18 protein-coding genes and 1 pseudogene are annotated in these 22,147 nt (G+C 61.1%); 14 read left to right on the top strand and 5 right to left on the bottom strand.

Features of this window, described 5'->3' with window-relative positions; genetic code table 11:
* Positions 1-109 precede the first annotated feature (109 nt).
* The 4 genes from AB1J88_RS18905 to AB1J88_RS18890 all read left to right on the top strand — a co-directional run bounded on the left by AB1J88_RS18905 (position 110) and on the right by AB1J88_RS18890 (position 7,024).
* The gene (locus AB1J88_RS18905; RefSeq protein WP_430291714.1) at positions 110-3,706 is read left to right on the top strand and encodes a DUF2339 domain-containing protein; all 3,597 of its coding nucleotides are present in this window, start codon (positions 110-112) and stop codon (positions 3,704-3,706) included.
* Positions 3,703-5,067, top strand: coding sequence for a DUF3999 domain-containing protein (locus AB1J88_RS18900; RefSeq protein WP_430291713.1), 1,365 nt, complete (start codon positions 3,703-3,705; stop codon positions 5,065-5,067). The genes AB1J88_RS18905 and AB1J88_RS18900 overlap by 4 nt, the downstream gene beginning before the upstream one ends.
* A gap of 340 nt (positions 5,068-5,407) precedes the next feature.
* Positions 5,408-6,418, top strand: a complete 1,011-nt coding sequence (locus tag AB1J88_RS18895; protein ID WP_003220797.1) for a class 1 fructose-bisphosphatase — start codon at positions 5,408-5,410, stop codon at positions 6,416-6,418.
* A 3-nt stretch (positions 6,419-6,421) separates the two neighbouring features.
* Entirely contained in the window at positions 6,422-7,024 is a 603-nt protein-coding gene (locus AB1J88_RS18890) for a DUF924 family protein (RefSeq protein ID WP_430291712.1), read from the top strand.
* A gap of 10 nt (positions 7,025-7,034) precedes the next feature.
* Here the strand turns inward: AB1J88_RS18890 and AB1J88_RS18885 are convergent, their stop codons facing one another.
* The 4 genes and pseudogenes from AB1J88_RS18885 to AB1J88_RS18870 form a co-directional block, all read right to left on the bottom strand.
* Positions 7,035-7,367 (bottom strand): type II toxin-antitoxin system RelE/ParE family toxin, encoded by a 333-nt coding sequence (locus AB1J88_RS18885; protein WP_131670914.1) that lies wholly within the window; start codon positions 7,365-7,367, stop codon positions 7,035-7,037.
* Complete coding sequence (locus AB1J88_RS18880) at positions 7,364-7,636, bottom strand: type II toxin-antitoxin system Phd/YefM family antitoxin (protein ID WP_047290864.1); 273 nt, start codon at positions 7,634-7,636, stop codon at positions 7,364-7,366. The genes AB1J88_RS18885 and AB1J88_RS18880 overlap by 4 nt, the downstream gene beginning before the upstream one ends.
* Positions 7,637-7,841: 205 nt before the next feature.
* Positions 7,842-8,606, bottom strand: coding sequence for a methyl-accepting chemotaxis protein (locus AB1J88_RS18875; protein ID WP_371260421.1), 765 nt, complete (start codon positions 8,604-8,606; stop codon positions 7,842-7,844).
* A 93-nt stretch (positions 8,607-8,699) separates the two neighbouring features.
* A pseudogene (locus tag AB1J88_RS18870) lies at positions 8,700-9,722 on the bottom strand (cache domain-containing sensor histidine kinase); the annotation flags it as partial.
* Positions 9,723-10,016: 294 nt separating this feature from the next.
* Between AB1J88_RS18870 and AB1J88_RS18865 the strand changes: the two are divergent.
* A complete protein-coding gene (locus AB1J88_RS18865) occupies positions 10,017-10,271 on the top strand; it encodes a hypothetical protein (RefSeq protein WP_003220802.1) in 255 nt (84 codons plus the stop codon).
* Between the two features lie 31 nt (positions 10,272-10,302).
* Positions 10,303-10,872 carry a lipocalin family protein gene (locus tag AB1J88_RS18860; protein WP_041071454.1) on the top strand — a complete coding sequence of 190 codons (570 nt, stop codon included), beginning with the start codon at positions 10,303-10,305 and terminating at the stop codon, positions 10,870-10,872.
* Between the two features lie 120 nt (positions 10,873-10,992).
* Here AB1J88_RS18860 and AB1J88_RS18855 read toward each other — a convergent pair whose 3' ends face one another.
* Positions 10,993-12,357, bottom strand: a complete 1,365-nt coding sequence (locus tag AB1J88_RS18855; RefSeq protein ID WP_430291711.1) for a formimidoylglutamate deiminase — start codon at positions 12,355-12,357, stop codon at positions 10,993-10,995.
* Positions 12,358-12,545: 188 nt separating this feature from the next.
* Between AB1J88_RS18855 and hutC the strand changes: the two genes are divergently transcribed.
* The 8 genes from hutC (at position 12,546) to hutH (ending at position 22,055) form a co-directional block, all read left to right on the top strand.
* Positions 12,546-13,214, top strand: coding sequence for a histidine utilization repressor (hutC, locus tag AB1J88_RS18850; protein WP_430292700.1), 669 nt, complete (start codon positions 12,546-12,548; stop codon positions 13,212-13,214).
* The gene (locus AB1J88_RS18845; protein ID WP_430291710.1) at positions 13,211-13,783 is read left to right on the top strand and encodes a HutD/Ves family protein; all 573 of its coding nucleotides are present in this window, start codon (positions 13,211-13,213) and stop codon (positions 13,781-13,783) included. Before hutC ends, AB1J88_RS18845 begins: the two co-directional genes overlap by 4 nt.
* Before the next feature lie 458 nt (positions 13,784-14,241).
* The gene (gene hutU / locus AB1J88_RS18840; protein ID WP_430291709.1) at positions 14,242-15,927 is read left to right on the top strand and encodes a urocanate hydratase; all 1,686 of its coding nucleotides are present in this window, start codon (positions 14,242-14,244) and stop codon (positions 15,925-15,927) included.
* 153 nt (positions 15,928-16,080) lie between these two features.
* Complete coding sequence (locus AB1J88_RS18835) at positions 16,081-17,553, top strand: purine-cytosine permease family protein (protein ID WP_430291707.1); 1,473 nt, start codon at positions 16,081-16,083, stop codon at positions 17,551-17,553.
* A gap of 69 nt (positions 17,554-17,622) precedes the next feature.
* The gene (locus AB1J88_RS18830) at positions 17,623-18,591 is read left to right on the top strand and encodes an ABC transporter substrate-binding protein (RefSeq protein ID WP_041071468.1); all 969 of its coding nucleotides are present in this window, start codon (positions 17,623-17,625) and stop codon (positions 18,589-18,591) included.
* An 83-nt stretch (positions 18,592-18,674) separates the two neighbouring features.
* Positions 18,675-19,526: an ABC transporter permease gene (locus AB1J88_RS18825; protein WP_007949591.1), complete on the top strand. Its 852-nt coding sequence runs from the start codon at positions 18,675-18,677 to the stop codon at positions 19,524-19,526.
* Positions 19,523-20,353, top strand: coding sequence for a quaternary amine ABC transporter ATP-binding protein (locus AB1J88_RS18820; protein ID WP_222017140.1), 831 nt, complete (start codon positions 19,523-19,525; stop codon positions 20,351-20,353). The genes AB1J88_RS18825 and AB1J88_RS18820 overlap by 4 nt, the downstream gene beginning before the upstream one ends.
* 178 nt (positions 20,354-20,531) lie before the next feature.
* A complete protein-coding gene (gene hutH, locus AB1J88_RS18815; RefSeq protein WP_430291706.1) occupies positions 20,532-22,055 on the top strand; it encodes a histidine ammonia-lyase in 1,524 nt (507 codons plus the stop codon).
* The last annotated feature ends 92 nt before the right edge of the window (positions 22,056-22,147 follow it).

Raw genomic sequence — 22,147 nt, 5'->3', positions numbered from 1 at the left:
CTACACAGGTGTTCACATAACCCTGTAGGAGCTGCCGAAGGCTGCGATCTTTTTGGATCAGGCTGCGCTAATCTTCCCGGATTGGCCTTTGCGCTTAGGGATATCGACCATGCAATGGATGTTTATGTTGATCGGGCTGCTGCTCGGCTGGCTGCTCGATGAGTCGTTCAGTGCCGCGCTATTGGGGGCGCTGCTCGGGCTGGCGATCGGGCAAACGCTGCGCCTTGCCCGGCTTGGCTCGCAGGCCACCGAACAACAGCGCCAACTGGAGCAGGCCAAAGTCGCCTTGCAGGCTGTCGAGCAGCGACTGTTCCTGCTTGAAGGTGCCGGCGTGCGCACTACGCCGCCGAGCATGGCGCCGACTCCGGACGCTGCCGTCGACCCCGTCATCGCTGCCGAACAAGCATCCGCCGCCACCCCTGAGCTGGTCTGGGAACTGCCACCCGAACTCGAACCGATTTCTGCCGTTGCCAGCGAAACCCGTCAGCCGCTGCCGGCCGATGTCTGGCGTCTGGACGCCGTCACCGACGAGCCTGCAGTCCCCACACAACCGGCCGAACCCCGTGGCCCGAACCTGATCGAGCGCGGCATCCGTGCTGCGCGCAACTGGCTGTTCGGCGGCAACACGGTGTTGCGGGTCGGTGTGGTGCTGTTGTTTTTCGGTCTGGCGTTCCTGCTGCGCTATGCCACCGAAGGCATGGTGGTGCCGATCGAATTGCGTTATGCCGGCGTCGCGGCGGCGGCGTTGGCCCTGCTGGCGTTGGGCTGGTGGTTGCGTCGGCGCAACAGCAGCTATGCGCTGATACTGCAGGGCACCGGGATCGCGGTGCTGTACCTGACGGTGTTTGCGGCGATGCGTCTGCATCCGTTGCTCGATCCGTCAGCCGCGCTGGGGTTGCTGGTGGCGGTCACGGTGTTTTCGGCCATTCTCGCCATCACCCAAGATGCGCTGGGATTGGCGGCGGCTGCAGCATTGGGCGGTTTCGCCGCGCCGATCCTGACCTCGACCGGTGCCGGCAACCACGTCGCGCTGTTCAGCTATTTCGCGTTGCTCAATGCCGGCATTCTCGCCATCGCCTGGTTCAAGGCCTGGCGCCTGCTGAACCTGATCGGATTCGTTGGTACGTTCGGCATCGGTTTCGCCTGGGGGCTGCGTTCGTATGCGCCCGAGTTGCTGTGGAGCACCGAACCGTTTCTGATTCTGTTCTTCCTGATGTACCTGGCCATCGGCCTGCTGTTTGCCCGGCGCAAGTTGCTCGACATGCCCGATGCGCCGGCAGACGGCGACCGCGAGGCGCTGCTGCACTGGTCGGCGCGCAAGGGCGACTACGTTGACGGCACGATGCTGTTCGGGCCGCCGCTCGTGGGCTTCGGTCTGCAGTTTGCGCTGGTGCAGCACCTGGAGTTCGCCGCCGCGTTCAGCGCGCTCGCACTGGGCGTGATCTACATGGGTCTGGCCCGGGTGTTGATGGGCGGTCGCGCCTTGCTGCTGGGTGAAACCTGTCTGGCGCTGGGGGTGATTTTCGCCAGTCTGGCGATCCCGCTAGGCCTCGATGCACGCTGGACCTCAGCAGCGTGGGCAGTGGAGGGCGCGGGGATTTTCTGGCTCGGCCTGCGTCAGCAGCGGCCGTTCGCCCGAGCGTTTGCCCTGTTGCTGCAACTGGGTTCGGCGCTGGCGTTCCTCAGTCAGCTGCGGGTCGGCGAAAGCAGCCTGCTCGACGGCGCACCGTTGGGCGCGTTGATGCTCGGCCTCGCGCTGCTGTTCAGTTTCTATCAATTGCGCAAAGCCTCGGCGGAGCAGGCTTCGCTGTGGGAGCGCCAGGGTTTGCCGGTGCTGGCGGCGCTGGGCCTGACCTTCCTGTATTTGCTGGCGCCGTTGTTTTTCTTTGTTCAGGCGACAGCGATCAGTTGGGCGTTGGCCGGACTGGTGACCTTGTTTGTCGGCCTGCGCCTGCAATCGCGTACGTTCCTGTTCACCGCGTTCGCCGTGCAGTTGCTGGGTGGTGCGTTGTTCCTGCTTCGGCTGCAAAGCGCGGGCGAGGATTCGGCGGCGGTGTTCAGCGCCGGGTGGAGCGGGTTGCTCAGCGCATCGCTGATCGGTCTGGCGTTGATCGCCGGGATGTTACTGGCGGCACGGGACGAGATGGTGCGCGGCGATGTGCGGCTGCTACGCGGGTTGTCGGTGGTGTTGCTGGCGGGGTTGGTGCTGATCAATCTGGCGGTGCTGTTCGTGCTGCCGTGGCAAACCGCGAGTGCGGTGTGGGCGGCCAGCGGCTTGCTGATCATCTGGCTGAGCCTGTACCTCAAGCAGCGCGTGAGTTTTGTTTTCGGCCTGTTGTTGCAGTTGATCGGCGGCGCGGCGTTCTTGTTGGCCGGCCCCGAGTTGTTCGGGCCGCTGTCCAGCGAAGGCCTGCGGCCGCTGGCTCATGGCAGCTTCTGGACGCCGTTGGTGCTGGGGTTGGCCGCGCTGGTCGGTGCCTGGCGTTTGCAACTGGGCAATCATGCCTCGGCGTTCGATGCGCTGAGCTTGCAGCGCCTGTCCGAAGTGCTGCTGGTGTGGGGCGCCGGTTGGTGGGCGTTGGCGTGGGTCAGCGAGGTGCTGCGTTTTGCGCCGTTGAATGTGCAGGCGACGCTGTTGCTGCTAATTGCCGCGCTGAGTGTGGTGCTGTGGACATTGTTGTCGCTGCGCCTGAAATGGCCGGCGCTGGGCCTGCTCTGCACCTTGCTGATTCCGGCGGCGGGGCTGGTGCTGCTGGCGGCTTGGCATGCGCGTTATCATCCGGCGGCGAACTTCGGCTGGCTGGCATGGGGGCTGGTGTTCGTCGTGCACTTCTTCAGCTTGCGGCGTCTGGCGCCGATGTTGCCGGCACGGGCCTTGAGCACGGCGCATGTGCTGGGTTGCTGGCTGCTGATCGGCGTACTGGCGCTGGAATTGCGCTACGGCTTGCTGCTGTTGTCCGAGCAATACAACGCCTGGCGCTGGCTCGGCTGGGCGATCCTGCCGAGCCTGTATCTGTTGCTGGCGGCGGCTCCACGCAACTGGCCTTGGCCGGTGGCCGCGTTCCCGCGCGAATATCGTTTGTATGCCGCTGCGCCGTTGGCAGTGCTGATGCTGGCGTGGTTCTGGCTGGCCAACGGCTTCAGCGACGGCAATGCCGAACCGCTGCCGTACGTACCGCTGATCAACCCGCTGGAATTGGGCCTGCTGTTCGCCTTGTTCGGGGTGTACGTTTGGTCGCGTCATGCGGTGACGCAGTTTGCCCTGCGCAAGGATTACGCCGAGTACGCCACACAACTGGTCGCCGGGGTTTCGCTGTTCGCTTTCTGCACCGCGCTGGTGACCCGCGCTGCGCACCATTGGGCGGGCATTCCGTTCGAGCTGGATCTTTTGCTTGAGTCGATGCTGGTGCAGGCCGGGTTGTCCATCGTCTGGACCCTGATGGCGCTGGGTCTGATGATCGGCGGACATCTGCGCCATCGTCGCGAAGTGTGGCTGATCGGCGCGGCGCTGATTGCGCTGGTGGTGGCCAAACTGATTTTTGTCGAATTGAGCAACCGTGGCGGCCTCGCCCGGATCGTCTCGTTTATCGGCGTCGGCGTGTTGCTGCTGGTGGTGGGCTACTTTGCACCGCTGCCACCGAAACGTGTCGAAGCCGAACCGGTGGCGGACAAACCCGTGCCGGATACCGAAGGAGTTTCATCTTGAGTCGCATGCTGAATCTGGGGTGGTTGGCGTTGGGCGTGGTGATGGTTGCCGGCGCGCAGGAAAAACCGGCGGACTTCGCCACGCAGGTGCCGCTGACGGTGAGCGGCAACGGCCCTTGGTATCGCCTCGATCTGCCGCTGAGCGCGCAATTGCAGGCACGCCAGACCGATCTCAGCGACCTGCGCGTATTCAACGCTGCTGGCGAGCCGCAGGCCTACGCCCTGGCCCGGGAATCGGCGCAGACCCGCGACGACGGGCAGTTGCATGAGGTGAAGTGGTTCCCGCTGTACAACGCCGCCGACGCCAGCGAGCGCGCGCCGAACGTACGCGTGCAATCGACCACCACCGGCACACTGGTGGAAGTGCAGCCGTCGACGCAACTGGAGGCCGGCGAAGAGGTGCTGCGCGGCTGGCTGCTCGATGCCAGCGCGATCAAGGCGCCGCTGCAGCAACTGATCCTCGACTGGACAAGCGAACGCGACGGTTTCCAGCGCTTCAGCATCGAGGCCAGTGATGACTTGCAGCATTGGCAGGCGTGGGGCGAAGGGCAGGTGGCGCGCCTGACGTTTTCCGACGAGCGCATCGAACAGCATGAGGTGACGCTGCCGGGGCAATCGGCGCGCTATCTGCGTCTGCTGTGGGAGGCGTCCACCTCGGCACCCATCCTCACTGCAGTGCAATTGAAAAGCAGTGATCCACGCAACGTGCCGCTGCCGTTGGTCTGGTCGCAAGCGTTGACGGGCAACAGCACCCAATCCGGTGAGTACACCTGGCAGTTGCCGATGGGGCTGAATGTCGAGCGGGTGCAGGTCGAGTTGAAACAACCGAACAGTCTGGCGCCGGTCACCCTCGCGGGCCGCCGCGAAAGCAGCCTGCCGTGGCAGCCCCTGAGCAACGGTTTGCTGTATCGCCTGACCCAGAACGGTCAGGACGTGGTGCAGAACGAATTGCAGTTGTACGGGCAAACCGTGCAGCAATTGAAACTGAGCGTGGATGAGCGCGGCGGAGGTCTGGGCGAGCAGGCACCGAGCCTGAAATACGCGGTGCGGGCGACGCAGGTGATTTTCCTCGCGCGTGGTGACGGACCGTACAGCCTGGCGCTGGGCAATCCGACGGTGAAAACCGCGAATCTGCCGCTGAGCACGCTGATTCCGGATTTCAAACCGCAGAAGCTCGCGACGCTGGGCAAGGCGACGGTGCAGGGCGACGTGATCCCCACGCCGACCGCCCCGGCCACTACAGCGGCGGTGGCCGAAACCAACTGGAAGAAAATCGGCTTGTGGGCGGTGTTGCTGGTGAGTGTGGTGTTCCTCGGGGTGATGGCGGCGAGTCTGTTGCGCAAGCCACCGACCCATTCCTGAGAATGGCTGGCGCTGCGCGCCATTCGCTGGCAAGCCAGCTCCCACAGGTTATTTGGTGTACACAAAACAGGTGAACGGCCGAAGTCCTGGTGGGAGCTGGCTTGCCAGCGATGACGGCCGATCAATCAACAAAAATCCTCAAACTGTCGCTATCAACCCAGCCACCACCCGTCCCGAACCGGACTACGCTCAATTCGATGCCTGAACTCTCTCGACCCGATCACGTCTGATACAAGCAATTGCGCCCCAATGCACGTTACCGGGCGTCATCGCTCGCTAGGTTTTCAGACTCCCTGTAAACTGCGCGGGTTTTTAGCCCCCCATTCCACCGGAGCCGTCCATGTCCCGCGTTACCCTGAGTCGCTATTTGATTGAGCAGACCCGCAGCAATAACACTCCTGCCGATCTGCGCTTCCTGATCGAAGTGGTGGCGCGTGCCTGCAAAGAGATCAGCCACGCCGTGTCCAAAGGCGCCCTGGGCGGTGTTCTGGGCAGCATGGGCACTGAAAACGTCCAAGGCGAAGTGCAGAAGAAGCTCGACGTGCTGTCGAACGAGATCCTGCTCGAAGCCAACGAATGGGGCGGTCACCTGGCCGGCATGGCGTCCGAAGAAATGGACAATGCCTACCAGATCCCGGGCAAATACCCGAAAGGCGCCTACCTGCTGGTGTTCGACCCACTGGACGGCTCGTCGAACATCGACATCAACGCTCCGGTCGGCACCATCTTCTCGGTACTGCGTTGCCCGAACGAATACCTGAGCCAGAACGAAGCGCTGAACGAGAAAGCGTTCCTGCAGCCAGGCACCCAGCAGGTTGCCGCCGGTTACGCGATCTACGGCCCGCAGACCATGCTGGTTCTGACCCTGGGCGACGGCGTCAAAGGCTTCACCCTCGACCGCGAAATGGGCAGCTTCGTGCTGACCCATGAAGACATCACCATTCCTGAAACCACCCAGGAATTCGCGATCAACATGTCCAACCAGCGCCACTGGGAAGCCCCGGTGCAACGTTACGTCAGCGAACTGCTGGCCGGCGAAGAAGGCCCGCTGAAGAAGAACTACAACATGCGCTGGGTCGCGGCGATGGTGGCTGACGTGCACCGCATCCTGACCCGTGGTGGTCTGTTCATGTACCCACGCGACAGCCGTGAGCCATCCAAACCGGGCAAACTGCGTCTGATGTACGAAGCCAACCCGATGTCGTTCCTGGTGGAACAGGCCGGCGGCGCGTCCACCGACGGTCACCAGCGCATCCTCGACATTCAGCCCGAAGGCCTGCACCAGCGCGTAGCGGTGTTCCTCGGCTCGAAAGAAGAAGTCGCCCGCGCCACGGCTTACCACAAGGAATAAGCCGTGAACGCGCCCTGGCAGCCGCTGCTCGACTGGTGGTTCGGACACGCCGAATCACCGCGCGAGATATCGGCTGACAAGGGCAAGTTGTGGTTCGGCAAGAAAGACAGTCAAGACCTCGAAGCGCGTGAGCGTTTCGGGGTCTTTGTCGATCAGGCCCTCGCTGGTGAATTGACCGAGTGGACGCAACGTCCCGAGGGTTGGCTGGCGCTGGTGCTGCTGCTCGATCAACTGCCACGCATGATCTTTCGCGATACACCCAAAGCCTTTTCCGGTGATCTGCGCGCGCAGAAACTTGTCGCGCAGGGCATTGCGGCGGATTTCGACCGGCAACTGAAGCCGATTCAGCGGGTATTCATTTATCTGGTGTTCGAACACTGCGAAAACCTCGCGGTGCAGAACGAAGCCGTTTCGCGTTTTATCGATCTGGTAGCTGAACAGCCGGAAGCCGAGCGGGCGGTGTTTGCCGATAACCTGGACTATGCCGAGCGGCATCAGAAGGTGATTGCACGGTTTGGCCGGTTTCCGCATCGCAATGCGGTGTTGGGGCGGGAGTCGACGGCTGAGGAGTTGGCGTTTCTCAGTCAGCCTGGGTCACGGTTCTGATTTGTTGAATTCAAGGATTGCCGTTCAACAGTCTCTTCATCAAAAGTGAAGGCAGGCTTTTTCTTGAGTCGGCAATGATATGAACGAAGACGGTTTTTTCCCTGACTTCATAAATGACTCGGTTCATCCCGGAAATGATTTGTCGGTATTGACCAAGATTGAGCTTCTCGATTTCCTCGGGGATTGAACCGGAATAAGGAAGGTCTGCGAGACCAAGAATGGCGATCTTGAGATCAGCGTAGGTACTCTGCCACGTCTGACTCGAGAACTGTTTGATAAGGTAGGTACGGAGTTCTTTGAGATCTGTTTGTGCGGACTGAAGAATAACGACCTTTAAACTCATTGATGGTCGGCCCTGTCCAAGTCCGCGAAAACGTCCTCAGCGTCTCGATACTTGCCTTCCTCAATCTCCCGATTGCCCATTGCCAATAGCTTCAGCAAAGCCATTGTGTCTTCCTGCTCCTCAAAGCTTTTCACGTCCATAACTACAAGCTTGGCTTCACCATTTTGGGTAATGACCAATGGCTCACGGCTTTCAGTGATCGACTTGACGATCTCCGCTGTATGACTTTTGAGGTAGCTGATCGGTTTGATTTGCGATGAAAGCTTCATGTTTGATTCTCGCCCAAATTGAATAGGACTGAGTTTAGTCTTAATTCAGTCCATCGTCAGTGCGAGCTGACCAGCGTATTTCAACTCAAAGTTCAATCGTCGCTAACGCCGTCATCGCCAGCAGGCGGCCTCGTACAGGGGATATGTGTCGTTCATAAATACCTGTGGGAGCGAGCCTGCTCGCGAAGACGCCAGTGGCCGCGCCTTAGATCCTGAAGCTGCCTACCAGCTGCTTCAAGCGCGCCGCTTGCTGCTCCAGATCCGAACACGCGCGCAAGGTTGCCTGCAAGTTCTCGACACCTTCCTGATTCAGCGTGTTGATCTCGTTGATGTCGACGTTGATCGACTCGACCACCGCGGTCTGCTCCTCTGTCGCGGTAGCCACCGACTGGTTCATGCCGTCGATCTCGCCGATGCGCTGGGTCACGCTGCCCAGGCGTTCGCCGGCCTGGTTGGCGATGCCGACGCTGCTTTCGCTCTCGCGCTGGCTCTCGGTCATGATGCTCACCGCCTGACGCGCGCCGACTTGCAGTTCTTCGATCATCTTCTGCACTTGCTGCGCCGAATCCTGAGTGCGGTGGGCGAGGTTGCGCACCTCGTCAGCGACCACGGCGAAACCACGGCCAGCCTCACCGGCGCGGGCCGCTTCGATGGCAGCGTTTAGCGCCAGCAGGTTGGTCTGCTGCGAGATGCTGGTGATCACTTCCAGAATCTGCCCGATGTTCACCGTGTTGCTATTGAGGGTTTCGATGTTGCCGCAGGAGTCGCTGATTTTTGCCGACAACTGCTGCATCGCGTGAATGGTTTTATCCACAACCTGCTGACCGTCGACCGCCAGGCTGCGCGCATCGCTGGAGTGCTGCGAGGCGAGGGCGGCGTTCTGGGCGATTTCCTGGGCGGCAGCGCCGAGCTGGTTGATCGCCGCGGCCACGCTGTTGGTGCGGCTGGCTTGCTGGTCGGAGTTGTACATCGACGAGTTCGAGGCCGCGACCACACGCAGGGCGACTTCGTTGACCTGGCCGGTGGCCGAGGACACTTCGCGGATCGAGGTGTGAATACGCTCGACGAAGCGGTTGAACGACAGACCCAGCGCGCCGAACTCGTCGTGGCCGTGGATCACCAGACGCTTGGTCAGGTCGCCTTCACCTTCGGCGATGTCATGCATGGCGCGGCCCATGGTCAGCAGCGGTTGCATCAGCACGCGGATCAGCATGCCGAGCAGGGCGATGATGATCACCACGGCAATGACCATGGCGATCAGCGCCGAGGTGCGGAATTCGCTGAGCATCGAGAATGCGGTGTCCTTGTCCAGCACCAGCGCCACGTACCAGTCAGCCGATGGCACGCCGTTGACGCGGGTGAACGAAATCAGTTGGGTCTTGCCGTCGAATTCGACTTCTTTCAGGCCCGGGCTGACTTTCGGCGCACCGTTCGGATAAGCCTCGGCGAGGGTTTTCAGCACCAGTTTGCTGTCCGGGTGAATCAGGATCTTGCCATCGGCGCTGACGATGAACGCATGGCCGTGGCCACCAAAGTTGAGCGAGTTGATGATCGCGCTGACGCTGGTCAGGTCGATGTCCGCGCCGGCCACACCGATCATCTGGCCCTGACGCTGCACCGGGGTGGCGACGGTGATCACCAGTTTGCCCGACGAGGCGGCGATGTAGGGTTCGGTGACGATGGTCTGTTGGGCGCTGTTGGCTGCCTTGTACCAGCCACGGGCGCGCGGGTCGTAGTCCGGCGCGCGGTTGCCGGCGGGTACCGAGAACATCACGCCGTCAGCGCCGCCGAAATAGCTGAGCTGGAAATTGCCGGTGTAGGCGGGCAGGTCGATGATGCGCTTGAGGCTGGCCGGGGCACTGCCGTCGGCGGCGACCTGCTGCGACAGCGATTGCAGCAACTGGATGCGGCTTTCCAGCCAAGTCTGGATGTTGCTGGTGGTCAGGCTGCCCAGCTCCTGCATCGAGGCTTCGGTGCTGCTGCTCAGGGCTTCGCGTTGTCGATAGTCGTTGAACAAAATGAAACAGGCGAACGCAACGGCCACCACGAGGGCGGCAGCCAACAAGATCTTGTGGCTGAATTTCATGTTTCTGGTCATCGAATGAACTACCGCGAAGGGGCTGGTCGAGAAAGGGCGGCAATTTGCCACACTCGGGGGCATTGCGCTGCTCTTATTTCGACTGCTGTGCGCCAAAGATTAGGCGTCTTTGGTGAAATGCGACGAAATGCTCAATAGCCGCAGAAAGTGTCTGATTTTCCGATAAATGCCAGACGAGCGGAGCGATAAATAGCCATTTCTGAAGGGAACCAGATGAGGGTTTTCTCTTCTAAGCTTCTGGTTGGCACCATGCCATCCCCCTTCCGCTCCAGGAGTTACTTCATGTCGCTGCGATCTATCGCCCTTCTGACTTTTTGCGTGCTGTTGGCCGCGTGCAGCAAGGTCAATCAGGAAAACTATTCCAAGCTTTCGGCCGGCATGGCCAAAGCCGAAGTTGAGACGCTGCTCGGCAAACCCACCGACTGTTCGGGTGCGCTCGGCATGTCCAGTTGCACCTGGGGCGACAAAAACAGCTTTATCAGCGTGCAGTACGCCGGTGACAAAGTGCTGATGTTTTCTGGCCAAGGCCTGAAGTAAACCGGGGCCAAGCGCCCACGGGAGAAAAATAATGAAGCGGTTATTGTTCGTCCTTTTTGCCGGCCTGGTACTGGCCGGCTGCGCCACTCACGGTGAAGATCCGCTGGCGCCCAAGACGGCTCACAGTGTCAACCTCAAGCGTTATCAGGGTACTTGGTACGAACTGGCGCGACTGCCGATGTACTTCCAGCGCAACTGCGCGCAATCCGAAGCCCATTATTCGCTCAGGCCGGACGGCAACGTCGACGTGCTCAATCGTTGCCTGACCGCCGACTGGCAATGGGAAGAAGCCAAAGGCAAGGCTTATCCACAGGTGCCGGGCAAGACCGACAAGCTGTGGGTCGAATTCGATACCTGGTTCTCGCGCTTGATTCCGGGAGTGGCGAAAGGCGAATACTGGGTGTTGTACGTCAGCGACGACTACAAGACCGCCATCGTCGGCGACCCGAGCCGCAAGTACATGTGGTTGTTGTCCCGCACGCCGACCGTCAACGGTGTGGTGCGTGAGGAGTTGCTGAGCAAGGCGCGTCAGCAAGGTTACGACACCACGCGACTGATCTGGCGAGCGTCGGATCGGCAGATGGCGAAGACTTCGAATTAAAGACCACCACCAATCAAATGTGGGAGCGAGCCTGCTCGCGAAGAGGGTGTGTCAGTTAACGAAAATGTTGCTGATACACCCTCTTCGCGAGCAGGCTCGCTCCCACATTTTTGTTTTGTGTCAGCCTAAAAGTTCGCGCAGAACCTGGGTGAAGGCGCGTGCGCTTTCCTCTTCGACTGCATGCCGGCCATCGCGCACCACCCACTGGCCATTGACCAATACATCGCGCACCTGTCGGTCACCGCCAGCGAACAACCAGCGATTCAAAATCCCGTCACCACTGGCCGTGGCCAGATACGGATCATTGCCATCGAGCACGATCCAGTCGGCACGCTTGCCGACTTCCAGCGCGCCAATCGGCTGCCCCAACGCCTGCGTCCCGCCGTCCAGCGCCGCGTCATACAGCGTGCGCCCGACCATCGGCTGATCCGCCCCATACAAACGGTTGCGCCGCTGGTCGCGCAGACGCTGGCCGTATTCCAGCCAACGCAATTCCTCGACCACGCTGAGCGACACATGGCTGTCGGAACCGATGCCCATGCGTCCGCCCTGGGCGAGGAAATCCACCGCCGGGAAAATCCCGTCGCCCAGATTCGCTTCAGTGGTCAGGCACAGGCCGGCGATGGCGCGACTTTTGGCCATCAGCGTGACTTCCTCGGGATTGGCGTGGGTGGCGTGAACCAGGCACCAGCGCTGATCGACTTCGGTGTTTTCATAGAGCCATTGCAGCGGCCGACGACCGCTCCAGCTCAGGCAGTCATCGACTTCCTTCTGCTGTTCGGCGATGTGGATGTGCACCGGGCACTGCTTGTCGCTAGCCGCCAGCACTTCGCTGATCTGTTGCGGGGTGACCGCGCGCAATGAGTGGAAGCACAGCCCCAGCGATTGCGCTTTTTGCTGAGCCAGCAGCGGCTGCAGGCGCGCTTGCAGGTTCAGATAGTTTTCGGTGCTGTTGATAAAGCGGCGCTGCCCGTCATTGGGCGTTTGGCCGCCGAATCCGGAATGGCTGTAAAGCACCGGCAATAGGGTCAGACCGATGCCGCTGTCGCTCGCTGCCTGGCTGATGCGCAGTGCCAGCTCGGCCGGATCGGCATACGGCTGACCGTTGTTGTCGTGGTGCACATAGTGGAATTCAGCAACCGAGGTGTAACCGGCCTTGAGCATTTCGATGTACAGCTGACGGGCAATCACGCCGAGCTGCTCCGGGCTGATTTTTCCGACGAGGCGATACATCAGGTCGCGCCAGGTCCAGAAGCTGTCGTTGGGATTGCCAGCCACTTCGGCCAGTCCCGCCATCGCGCGTTGGAAGGCATGGGAATGCAGATTGGGCATGCCCGGCAGCAGCGGACCGCTCAGCCGCTCGGCGCCATCTGCGGTGGAATCGGCCTGGATTCGGGTCAGCATGCCATCGGCACTGACTTCGAAACGTACATGGTTGGCCCATCCGTTAGGCAGCAGCGCGCGTTCGGCAAAGAAGGCGGACATGGTTCAGCACCCCATCGTGTGTTATTTGTATATACATATACAGACGTTTGCCTGCCCGGTAAACTCCGGCAAGCTAGCAACCTTCATCCAATGAACAGGGATCCACCGTGCCGACTCCGCCTCCAGTCTCCCCGTTGGCCGCGAACCTGGGCGACAGTCCGGCGCCCTTGTACGCCCGCGTCAAACAGATGATCACCCAGCAGATCGACAGCGGTAACTGGCCACCGCACTACCGCGTGCCGTCGGAGAGCGAACTGGTCAGCCAGCTCGGTTTCAGCCGCATGACCATCAACCGCGCGCTGCGCGAAATGACCGCCGACGGCCTGCTGGTGCGCATGCAAGGTGTCGGCACGTTTGTCGCCGAACCGAAGAGCCAGTCTGCGCTGTTCGAAGTGCACAACATCGCCGACGAAATCGCCTCCCGTGGCCATCGCCACACCTGTCAGGTGATCACCCTCGAAGAAGAGGCCGCCGGCTCCGAGCGCGCGTTGGCGCTGGACATGCGCGAAGGGCAGAAGGTCTTCCATTCGCTGATCGTGCATTACGAAAACGACATTCCGGTGCAAATCGAAGACCGTTTCGTCAACGCGCTGGTCGCTCCGGAATACCTCAAGCAGGATTTCACCCTGCAAACCCCTTACGCCTATCTCAACCAGGTCGCGCCGTTGACAGAAGGCGAGCACGTGGTCGAAGCGATCCTCGCCGAGCCGTCCGAGTGCAAGTTGCTGCAGATCGAGAAAGACGAGCCGTGCCTGTTGATCCGTCGTCGTACGTGGTCGGGCCGTCAGCCGGTGACGGCGGCGCGCCTGATTCATCCCGGTTCTCGTCATCGTCTGGAAGGACGCTTTCATAAATGAGCAGTGAAGTGAAAGTTTTACGCGCCGAAGGTTACCCGCGCATGCCGTGGAAAAACGGCGGCGGCAGCACCGAAGAGATCACCCGTGACGCCGGTGCTGGCCTGGATGGTTTTGGCTGGCGTCTGTCGATTGCCGACATTGCCGAGTCGGGCGGTTTCTCGACCTTTGCCGGTTACCAGCGAGTTATCACCGTGTTGCAGGGTGACGGCATGACCTTGTGCGTCGATGGTGATGACACGCGTCCATTGTTACCGCTGGACCCGTTTGCATTCAGCGGCGAAAGCCAAGTGTCCTGCACCTTGCTCGGCGGTGCGATACGCGACTTCAACCTGATTTACGCACCGCAGCGTTACCACGCGCGGTTGCAGTGGCTGGACGGTGAACAGCGGTTTTTCAGCTCGGCCTCGACGGTGCTGGTGTTCAGTGTCAGCGAGCTGCTGCAAGTGCGGGTCGGTGACAGCACTGCGCAACTGGCCCGACATGATTGCCTGCAACTGGACGGTAACATCGGTCTGGTTGAAGTCGCGGTCAATGCCGCGTGCTGCGTGATCGAGCTGACGGCACGCTGATCCAACTCTGGTAACACTCCTGTGGTGAGGGGATTTATCCCCGATGGCGGCGCAGCAGACCTTTTGGGACCGCTACGCGCTCCATCGGGGATAAATCCCCTCACCACAATTGCATTTCAATTCCTGTTTCCCTCAGCGCACCAACTTGTTACCGAACGCCCCAGCGTGGCGCAAAGCCACGGGTTCGTAACGATCTTCCGCGACCTCAATTCTCCCCCGCAAAAAATTTCATCCGCGCCACAACCCTTGTTTCCAGCGCTCTGTAGCCCTGTTCGCGATTTTTCTTGAACGGCTCTTCAGTGAGTTGGCCGCTTGATTGCATATGCTTGTATGTACAAGTAAAGACGTATGCGTATAAGTCCGCAGCGTCCACTGATTCGCTTGTCGCGCATTGAGGCGCACAGGCTGCTTGCCCACTGCCAGGGTTGGTTTGAATTGATCGCTGAGGAGTCTTTTTCGTGACTGACACAAAACCTACTAAGTACCGTGACGTCGAGATCCGCGCTGCACGCGGCAACAAGCTGACCGCCAAGAGCTGGCTGACCGAAGCGCCGCTGCGCATGCTGATGAACAACCTCGATCCGGAAGTGGCCGAGAACCCGAAAGAGCTGGTGGTCTACGGTGGTATCGGTCGCGCTGCGCGTAACTGGGAGTGCTACGACAAGATCGTCGAGAGCCTGACCCACCTGAATGACGACGAAACCCTGCTGGTGCAATCCGGCAAACCGGTCGGCGTGTTCAAGACTCACAGCAACGCCCCGCGCGTACTGATCGCCAACTCCAACCTGGTGCCGCACTGGGCGAGCTGGGAACACTTCAACGAACTCGACGCCAAAGGCCTGGCCATGTACGGCCAGATGACCGCCGGCAGCTGGATCTACATCGGCAGCCAGGGCATCGTTCAGGGCACCTACGAAACCTTCGTCGAAGCCGGTCGTCAGCACTACAACGACAACCTCAAAGGCAAGTGGGTCCTGACCGCCGGTCTGGGCGGCATGGGCGGTGCTCAGCCGCTGGCTGCAACTCTGGCTGGCGCCTGCTCGCTGAACATCGAATGCCAGCAGGTGAGCATCGATTTCCGCCTGAAAAGCCGTTATGTCGACGAGCAAGCCAAAGACCTCGACGACGCCTTGGCGCGCATCGCCAAATACACCGCCGAAGGCAAAGCGATCTCCATCGCCCTGCTGGGTAACGCCGCAGAAATCCTTCCGGAACTGGTCAAGCGCGGCGTGCGTCCGGACATGGTCACCGACCAGACCAGTGCCCACGACCCACTGAATGGCTACCTGCCGGCGGGCTGGACCTGGGAAGAGTACCGCGCCCGCGCCAAGACCGAGCCGGCTGCCGTGATCAAAGCCGCCAAGCAATCGATGGCGGTCCACGTCAAAGCGATGCTGGCGTTCCAGAAGCAAGGCATCCCGACCTTCGACTACGGCAACAACATCCGTCAGATGGCGCAGGAAGAAGGCGTGGAAAACGCGTTCGACTTCCCGGGCTTCGTCCCGGCCTACATTCGTCCACTGTTCTGCCGTGGCATCGGCCCGTTCCGTTGGGCGGCGCTGTCGGGTGATCCGCAGGACATCTTCAAGACCGACGCCAAAGTCAAAGAGCTGATCCCGGACGACGCCCACCTGCACAACTGGCTGGACATGGCCCGCGAGCGCATCAGCTTCCAGGGTCTGCCGGCACGTATCTGCTGGGTCGGCCTGGGCCTGCGTGCCAAGCTCGGTCTGGCGTTCAACGAAATGGTGCGCAGCGGCGAGCTGTCGGCACCGATTGTGATCGGTCGCGACCACCTCGACTCCGGCTCGGTCGCCAGCCCGAACCGCGAAACCGAATCGATGCAGGACGGTTCCGACGCCGTGTCCGACTGGCCACTGCTCAATGCGCTGCTGAACACCGCGAGCGGCGCGACCTGGGTCTCACTGCACCACGGTGGTGGCGTGGGCATGGGCTTCTCGCAGCACTCGGGCATGGTGATCGTCTGCGACGGGACTGACGAAGCGGCCGAGCGTATTGCGCGCGTGCTGCACAACGACCCGGCCACTGGCGTCATGCGTCACGCCGATGCTGGTTACCAGATCGCCATCGACTGCGCGAAGGAGCAGGGGCTGAACCTGCCGATGATTACCGGCGGCAAGTAACACAGATTCCTGTGGGAGCTGGCTTGCCAGCGATAGCGGTGGCACTGCCGGAATAGATGTTGAAGGTGCCGACGTCTTCGCTGGCAAGCCAGCTCCCACAAGGGTTCGAGTAGGCCCGAGAGAACAATCAAAACAATCCACAGAGGTTGAATCATGGCTGTAACCCCCGATCGTGCAGGCAACAAACCGTTGATCGAAAGGCGTTCGATCGACTACATCCCGGAAGCGGAAAGACACGGTCGTCTGTTGAGCCAGTTCACCCTGTGGATGGGTGCGAATCTGCAAATCACCGCGATTGTTACCGGGGCCCTGGCCGTGGTGCTGGGCGGTGATGTGTTCTGGTCGTTGATCGGTCTGTTGATCGGTCAACTGCTCGGCGGCGGCGTGATGGCGCTGCACGCGGCGCAAGGGCCGAAGCTTGGCTTGCCGCAGATGATTTCCAGCCGGGTGCAGTTCGGCGTGTATGGCGCGGCGATCCCGATCGTGCTGGTGTGCCTGATGTACCTGGGCTTTACCGCCACCGGCACCGTGCTGTCCGGTCAGGCGCTGGGGCAGTTGTTCGGGGTCAGCGACACCGTCGGCATCCTGCTGTTCGCCAGTGTCATCGTGGTGGTCACCGTGCTCGGTTATCGGGTGATCCACTGGATCGGGCGTGTCGCCAGCGTCATTGGCGTGATTGCCTTTGTGTATCTGTTCAGCCGCCTGCTGAGTCAGGTGGATGTGGGCGCCCTGTTGCAGATCCGTCACTTCAGTTGGAGCAGCTTCTTGCTGGCAGTGTCGCTCGCGGCGTCCTGGCAGATCGCCTTCGGCCCGTATGTGGCGGACTATTCGCGTTACTTGCCGAGCAAGGTTTCCTCGGTGAAAACCTTCTTTGCCGCTGGCGCAGGTTCGGTCATCGGCGCGCAGGTGGCGATGGTCCTCGGCGTGTTCGCCGCGGCGTCGGCCAACGGCCAGTTCGCCGGGCATGAAGTGGCCTACATCGTCGGGTTGGGCGGCACCGGTGCCACGGCGGCGCTGCTGTACTTCAGCATCGCCTTCGGCAAGGTCACCATCTCGACGTTGAACTCGTACGGCAGTTTCATGTGCATCGCCACGATCATCAGCGGCTTCCGTGGGCACCTGACGGTCTCGCGCCTGCAGCGTCTGGTGTTCGTGCTGGTGATTGTCGGTGCGGCGACCCTGATCGCACTGCTTGGCCAGCACTCGTTCCTCGGTGCGTTCAAGTCGTTCATCCTGTTTCTGCTGGCGTTCTTCACGCCATGGAGCGCGATCAACCTGGTCGACTACTACTGCATCACTCGTGAACGCTATGACGTACCGGCGCTGGCCGATCCGAATGGTCGCTACGGCCGCTGGAATCTGCTCGGGATCAGCGTCTATGTGTTCGGTGTGCTGGTGCAGCTGCCGTTCATCTCCACCAAGTTCTACACCGGCCCGCTGGTGGCTGCCCTCGGTGACGTGGATATTTCCTGGATCATCGGCCTGGTGCTGCCTGCCGCGCTGTATTACCTGTGCGCGAAAAAATGGCACGGCTCGGTGCCTGATCAGCTGATTTTGCCGCTCGAGCAGAACAGTGTTGTACCACCTGAAAAAAGTGGGGCCGGGCGCGCTGCGGCGCAGGCCTGATTGGACGTGGACAGGGCTGGATGCCTCTTGACTGCCGTAAGCCAATTCATGATTAGGAGCGTCGCAATAATGAAATCGAACAAGACCCTGCTCACCACACTGCTGTCCATGGGCCTGCTGGCCAGTGCCGGCGCCACCCAGGCTGCCGGCTGGTGCGAGTCCGGCAAACCGGTGAAATTCGCCGGCCTGAACTGGGAAAGCGGCATGTTGCTGACCGACGTGCTGCAAGTGGTGCTGGAGAAAGGTTACGACTGCAAGACCGACAGCCTGCCGGGCAACTCCATCACCATGGAGAACGCCTTGAGCAGCAACGACATTCAAGTGTTCGCCGAAGAGTGGGTCGGCCGCAGCGAAGTCTGGAACAAGGCTGAGAAGGCCGGCAAAGTCGTCGGTGTCGGCGCCCCGATTGTCGGCGCTATCGAAGGCTGGTACGTGCCGCGCTACGTGATCGAAGGCGATGCCAAACGCAAGATCGAGGCAAAAGCCCCGGACCTGAAAAACATTGCCGATCTGGGCAAATACGCGACGATTTTCAAGGACGCCGAAGAACCGTCCAAGGGCCGTTTCTACAACTGCCCGGCGGGCTGGACCTGTGAGCTGGACAACAGCGAAATGCTCAAGAGCTACGGCCTGGAAAACAGCTACACCAACTTCCGTCCGGGCACCGGCCCGGCGCTGGATGCGGCGGTGCTGTCGAGCTACAAGCGTGGCGAGCCGATCCTGTTCTACTACTGGTCGCCAACCCCGCTGATGGGCCAGATCGACGCGGTCAAACTTGAAGAAAAACCGGGCGTCGACAAGAGCGTGAGCATCAAGGTCGGTCTGTCGAAAACCTTCCACGAACAGGCGCCGGAACTGGTGGCCGTGCTGGAGAAGGTCAATCTGCCGATCGATCTGCTGAACCAGAACCTGGGCCGCATGGCGAAGGAACGTATCGAGTCGCCAAAACTGGCGAAAATCTTCCTCAAGGAACATCCTGAGGTCTGGCACGCGTGGGTCAGTGACGACGCAGCCAAGAAAATCGACGCGGCGCTGTAGGTCGATACCTCCCGGTCAACCGTGAGGCTGGCCGGGAGATATGCCGTCATCGCTTGATTGAGATTTCTGATTGAGAGCCGCTTATGTTTCCCGAAAGCTTTACCTTTTCCATCGCCGACTGGGTCAACGGTTGGGTCGATTCGCTGGTCACCAATTATGGTGATGTGTTCCGCCACATCTCGGACACGCTGCTGTGGGCCATCGTCAACCTCGAAGGCCTGCTGCGTGCCGCGCCGTGGTGGTTGATGCTGGCGATCGTTGGCGTCGTCGCCTGGCACGCCACGCGTAAAGTCGTGACCACCGCCGTCATCGTCGGTCTGCTGTTCCTGGTGGGCGCTGTCGGCCTGTGGGACAAACTCATGCAGACGCTGGCGCTGATGATGGTCGCGACGATCATTTCGGTGCTGATCGGCATTCCGCTGGGGATTCTCTCGGCGCGCAGCAATCGCCTGCGTTCGGTGCTGATGCCGCTGCTCGACATCATGCAGACCATGCCCAGCTTCGTGTACCTGATTCCGGTGCTGATGCTGTTCGGTCTGGGCAAGGTCCCGGCGATTTTCGCCACGGTGATCTATGCCGCGCCGCCGTTGATCCGCCTGACCGATCTGGGCATTCGCCAGGTCGATGGTGAAGTGATGGAGGCGATCAACGCCTTCGGTGCCAACCGCTGGCAGCAACTGTTCGGTGTGCAACTGCCGCTGGCCCTGCCGAGCATCATGGCCGGGATCAACCAGACCACCATGATGGCCCTGTCGATGGTGGTAATCGCCTCGATGATCGGCGCCCGTGGCCTGGGTGAAGACGTACTGGTGGGCATTCAGACCCTCAACGTCGGACGCGGCCTCGAAGCCGGTCTGGCGATCGTGATTCTCGCAGTGGTCATCGACCGCATTACTCAGGCGTACGGTCGGCCACGGCATGAGGTGAGCAAATGAACAACGCAACCGTGAGCAAGATCGAAGTCAAAAACGTCTTCAAGATTTTCGGCAACCGCGCCAAGGACGCACTGGCGATGGTCGGCCAGGGCAAGACCAAGGATCAGGTGCTGAACGAAACCGGTTGTGTGGTCGGGGTCAATGACCTGTCGCTGAGCATCGGCACTGGCGAGATCTTCGTGATCATGGGCCTGTCCGGTTCCGGCAAATCGACGCTGGTGCGCCACTTCAATCGCCTGATCGACCCCACCAGCGGCGCGATCCTGGTCGACGGCGTGGACATCCTGCAATACGACATGGAAGCGCTGCGCGAATTTCGCCGGCACAAGATCAGCATGGTGTTCCAGAGCTTCGGTCTGCTGCCGCACAAGACCGTGCAGGAGAACGTCGCCTACGGTCTGAAAGTGCGCGGCGAGAGCAAGCAGATGTGCGCCGAACGTGCGCTGCACTGGATCAACACCGTGGGCCTCAAAGGCTACGAAAACAAATACCCGCATCAGCTCTCCGGCGGCATGCGTCAGCGTGTCGGCCTGGCCCGCGCGCTGGCGGCGGACACCGACATCATCCTGATGGACGAAGCGTTCAGTGCGCTCGATCCGCTGATCCGCGCCGAGATGCAGGACCAGTTGCTGGAGCTGCAAAAGACCCTGCACAAGACCATCGTCTTCATCACCCACGACCTCGACGAGGCCGTGCGCATCGGCAACCGCATCGCGATTCTCAAGGACGGCCGCCTGATTCAGGTCGGCACGCCAAGAGAGATCCTGCATTCGCCAGCGGATGAGTATGTCGACCGGTTCGTGCAGCGGCGGGCGGCAGTAGTCTGAAATGGATTGCCTTTGTGGCGAGGGGATTTATCCCCGATGGGTGGCGAAGCCGCCCCCAGACATGGCATGCGGTGCACCTGAAACATCCTGGCTGCAGGTTTTGGGGCTGCTGCGCATCCCATCGGGGATAAATCCCCTCGCCACAGGGTGTATCAACAGAATTGGTATGAGGTTTTAGATGTCCCAGGCTGAAAAAATCATCATCACCGGCAACCCCCTGCACTGGCAGGACGTGGTCGCCGTCGCCCGTCATGGCGCAAAACTGGAGCTGTCGGGCGAAACCTGGGCGCGCATCGAAAACGCTCAGGGCATCGTCCAGCGCATCGTCGAAAGCGGCGAGCGTGCTTATGGCGTCAATACCGGCCTGGGTGGTTTGTCCAATGTCTCGCTGAAGGACGAACAACTCAGCCAGCTCTCGCGCAACACCTTGCTCAGTCACGCCTGTGGTGTCGGCCCGGTGCTGCCCGATGAGCAGACCCGCGCGATCCTCTGCGCCGCAATCCACAACTACAGCCACGGCAAATCCGGCATTCACCGGCGGGTGGTCGAAGCGTTGCTGGCGCTGCTCAATCGCGGCATCACCCCGCAGGTTCCGTCGCAAGGTTCGGTGGGTTACCTGACGCACATGGCGCACATCGGCATCGCGCTGCTGGGCGTGGGCAATGTCAGCTATCGCGGGCAAATCATCTCGGCGCAGCAGGCGTTGGCCGAAGAAGGCCTGCAACCGGTGCAGCTCGGCGCAAAGGACGGTTTGTGCCTGGTCAACGGCACGCCGTGCATGACCGGCCTCAGCTGCCTGGCGATTGCCGATGCGACGCGACTGGTGCAATGGGCCGACGTGATCGGCGCCATGAGCTTCGAAGCCCAGCGCGGCCAGATCGCCGCGTTCGACGCCGAGATCATCGCGCTCAAATCGCACCCGGGCATGCAGCAGGTCGGGAGCAATCTGCGTGCGTTACTCGATGGCAGTGAAGTGATCGCGACCAGCAAAGGCATTCGCACTCAGGATGCGCTGAGCATCCGCTCGATCCCGCAGGTGCACGGCGCAGCGCGCGATCAACTGGAACATGCGATCAGGCAGGTGGAAGCCGAACTCAATGGCTGCACCGATAACCCGTTGCTGCTGGGCACGCCGGACAACTTCCGGGTGATGTCGCAGGCTAACCCGCACGGCCAGTCAGTGGCGATGGCAGCGGATCTGCTGGCGATTGCCATGGCCGAAATCGGCTCGATTGCCGAGCGTCGCCTCGATCGCCTGGTCAACCCGCATGTCAGCGGTCTGCCGGCGTTTCTGGTGGCCAATCCGGGGGTGAACTCCGGGATGATGATCGTGCAATACGTCGCCGCCTCGCTGTGTGCCGAGAACCGCCAACTGGCGCAACCGGCGGTGCTCGACAACTACGTCACCTCGGGCCTGCAGGAAGACCACTTGAGCATGGGCACCAGCGCTGCGCTGAAGCTGCACCGTGCCCTGGAAAACTGCACGCAGATCCTCGCCATCGAGTACCTGCTGGCGGCGCAGGCCTTTGAATTTCTCAAGGCGCAGCGCTTTGGCGCGGGCACCGACCGGGCGTGGCGCCTGCTGCGTGAAACCGTCCCGGCCTACGATCAGGATCGCTGGCTGGCGCCGGACATCGCTGCCGCCGCAAGCGTTCTGAAGCACCCGGATTCGCTGCACAACGTATTACCGAATCTGCACTGACAATACCCATACCAGCGTGCCAAGGCGTGGATCGTCCACAAGACGAGAAACGACGGATAACGGAATGCTCCGGAGCGACTGGTAGTTAATAA

The sequence above is a fragment of the Pseudomonas sp. S8 genome, from assembly GCF_050473925.1.
In the GTDB taxonomy this organism is placed as follows: Bacteria; Pseudomonadota; Gammaproteobacteria; order Pseudomonadales; family Pseudomonadaceae; genus Aquipseudomonas; species Aquipseudomonas parakoreensis.
The sequence above is the reverse complement of the archived record's forward strand: the minus strand, read 5'-3'. Positions and strand labels throughout refer to the sequence as shown.

What these genes read in the sequence shown, in the direction of transcription:
- AB1J88_RS18845 (WP_430291710.1), top strand. Translation starts at nt 13,211, where the DNA reads ATGAGCAGTGAAGTGAAAGTTTTACGCGCCGAAGGTTACCCGCGCATG.
- AB1J88_RS18895 (WP_003220797.1), top strand. Translation starts at nt 5,408, where the DNA reads ATGTCCCGCGTTACCCTGAGTCGCTATTTGATTGAGCAGACCCGCAGC.
- AB1J88_RS18875 (WP_371260421.1), bottom strand. Translation starts at nt 8,606, where the DNA reads ATGTACAACTCCGACCAGCAAGCCAGCCGCACCAACAGCGTGGCCGCG.
- AB1J88_RS18860 (WP_041071454.1), top strand. Translation starts at nt 10,303, where the DNA reads ATGAAGCGGTTATTGTTCGTCCTTTTTGCCGGCCTGGTACTGGCCGGC.
- AB1J88_RS18820 (WP_222017140.1), top strand. Translation starts at nt 19,523, where the DNA reads ATGAACAACGCAACCGTGAGCAAGATCGAAGTCAAAAACGTCTTCAAG.
- AB1J88_RS18835 (WP_430291707.1), top strand. Translation starts at nt 16,081, where the DNA reads ATGGCTGTAACCCCCGATCGTGCAGGCAACAAACCGTTGATCGAAAGG.
- AB1J88_RS18855 (WP_430291711.1), bottom strand. Translation starts at nt 12,357, where the DNA reads ATGTCCGCCTTCTTTGCCGAACGCGCGCTGCTGCCTAACGGATGGGCC.
- hutH (WP_430291706.1), top strand. Translation starts at nt 20,532, where the DNA reads ATGTCCCAGGCTGAAAAAATCATCATCACCGGCAACCCCCTGCACTGG.
- AB1J88_RS18825 (WP_007949591.1), top strand. Translation starts at nt 18,675, where the DNA reads ATGTTTCCCGAAAGCTTTACCTTTTCCATCGCCGACTGGGTCAACGGT.
- AB1J88_RS18830 (WP_041071468.1), top strand. Translation starts at nt 17,623, where the DNA reads ATGAAATCGAACAAGACCCTGCTCACCACACTGCTGTCCATGGGCCTG.
- hutC (WP_430292700.1), top strand. Translation starts at nt 12,546, where the DNA reads ATGATCACCCAGCAGATCGACAGCGGTAACTGGCCACCGCACTACCGC.
- AB1J88_RS18905 (WP_430291714.1), top strand. Translation starts at nt 110, where the DNA reads ATGCAATGGATGTTTATGTTGATCGGGCTGCTGCTCGGCTGGCTGCTC.
- AB1J88_RS18865 (WP_003220802.1), top strand. Translation starts at nt 10,017, where the DNA reads ATGTCGCTGCGATCTATCGCCCTTCTGACTTTTTGCGTGCTGTTGGCC.
- AB1J88_RS18880 (WP_047290864.1), bottom strand. Translation starts at nt 7,636, where the DNA reads ATGAAGCTTTCATCGCAAATCAAACCGATCAGCTACCTCAAAAGTCAT.
- AB1J88_RS18885 (WP_131670914.1), bottom strand. Translation starts at nt 7,367, where the DNA reads ATGAGTTTAAAGGTCGTTATTCTTCAGTCCGCACAAACAGATCTCAAA.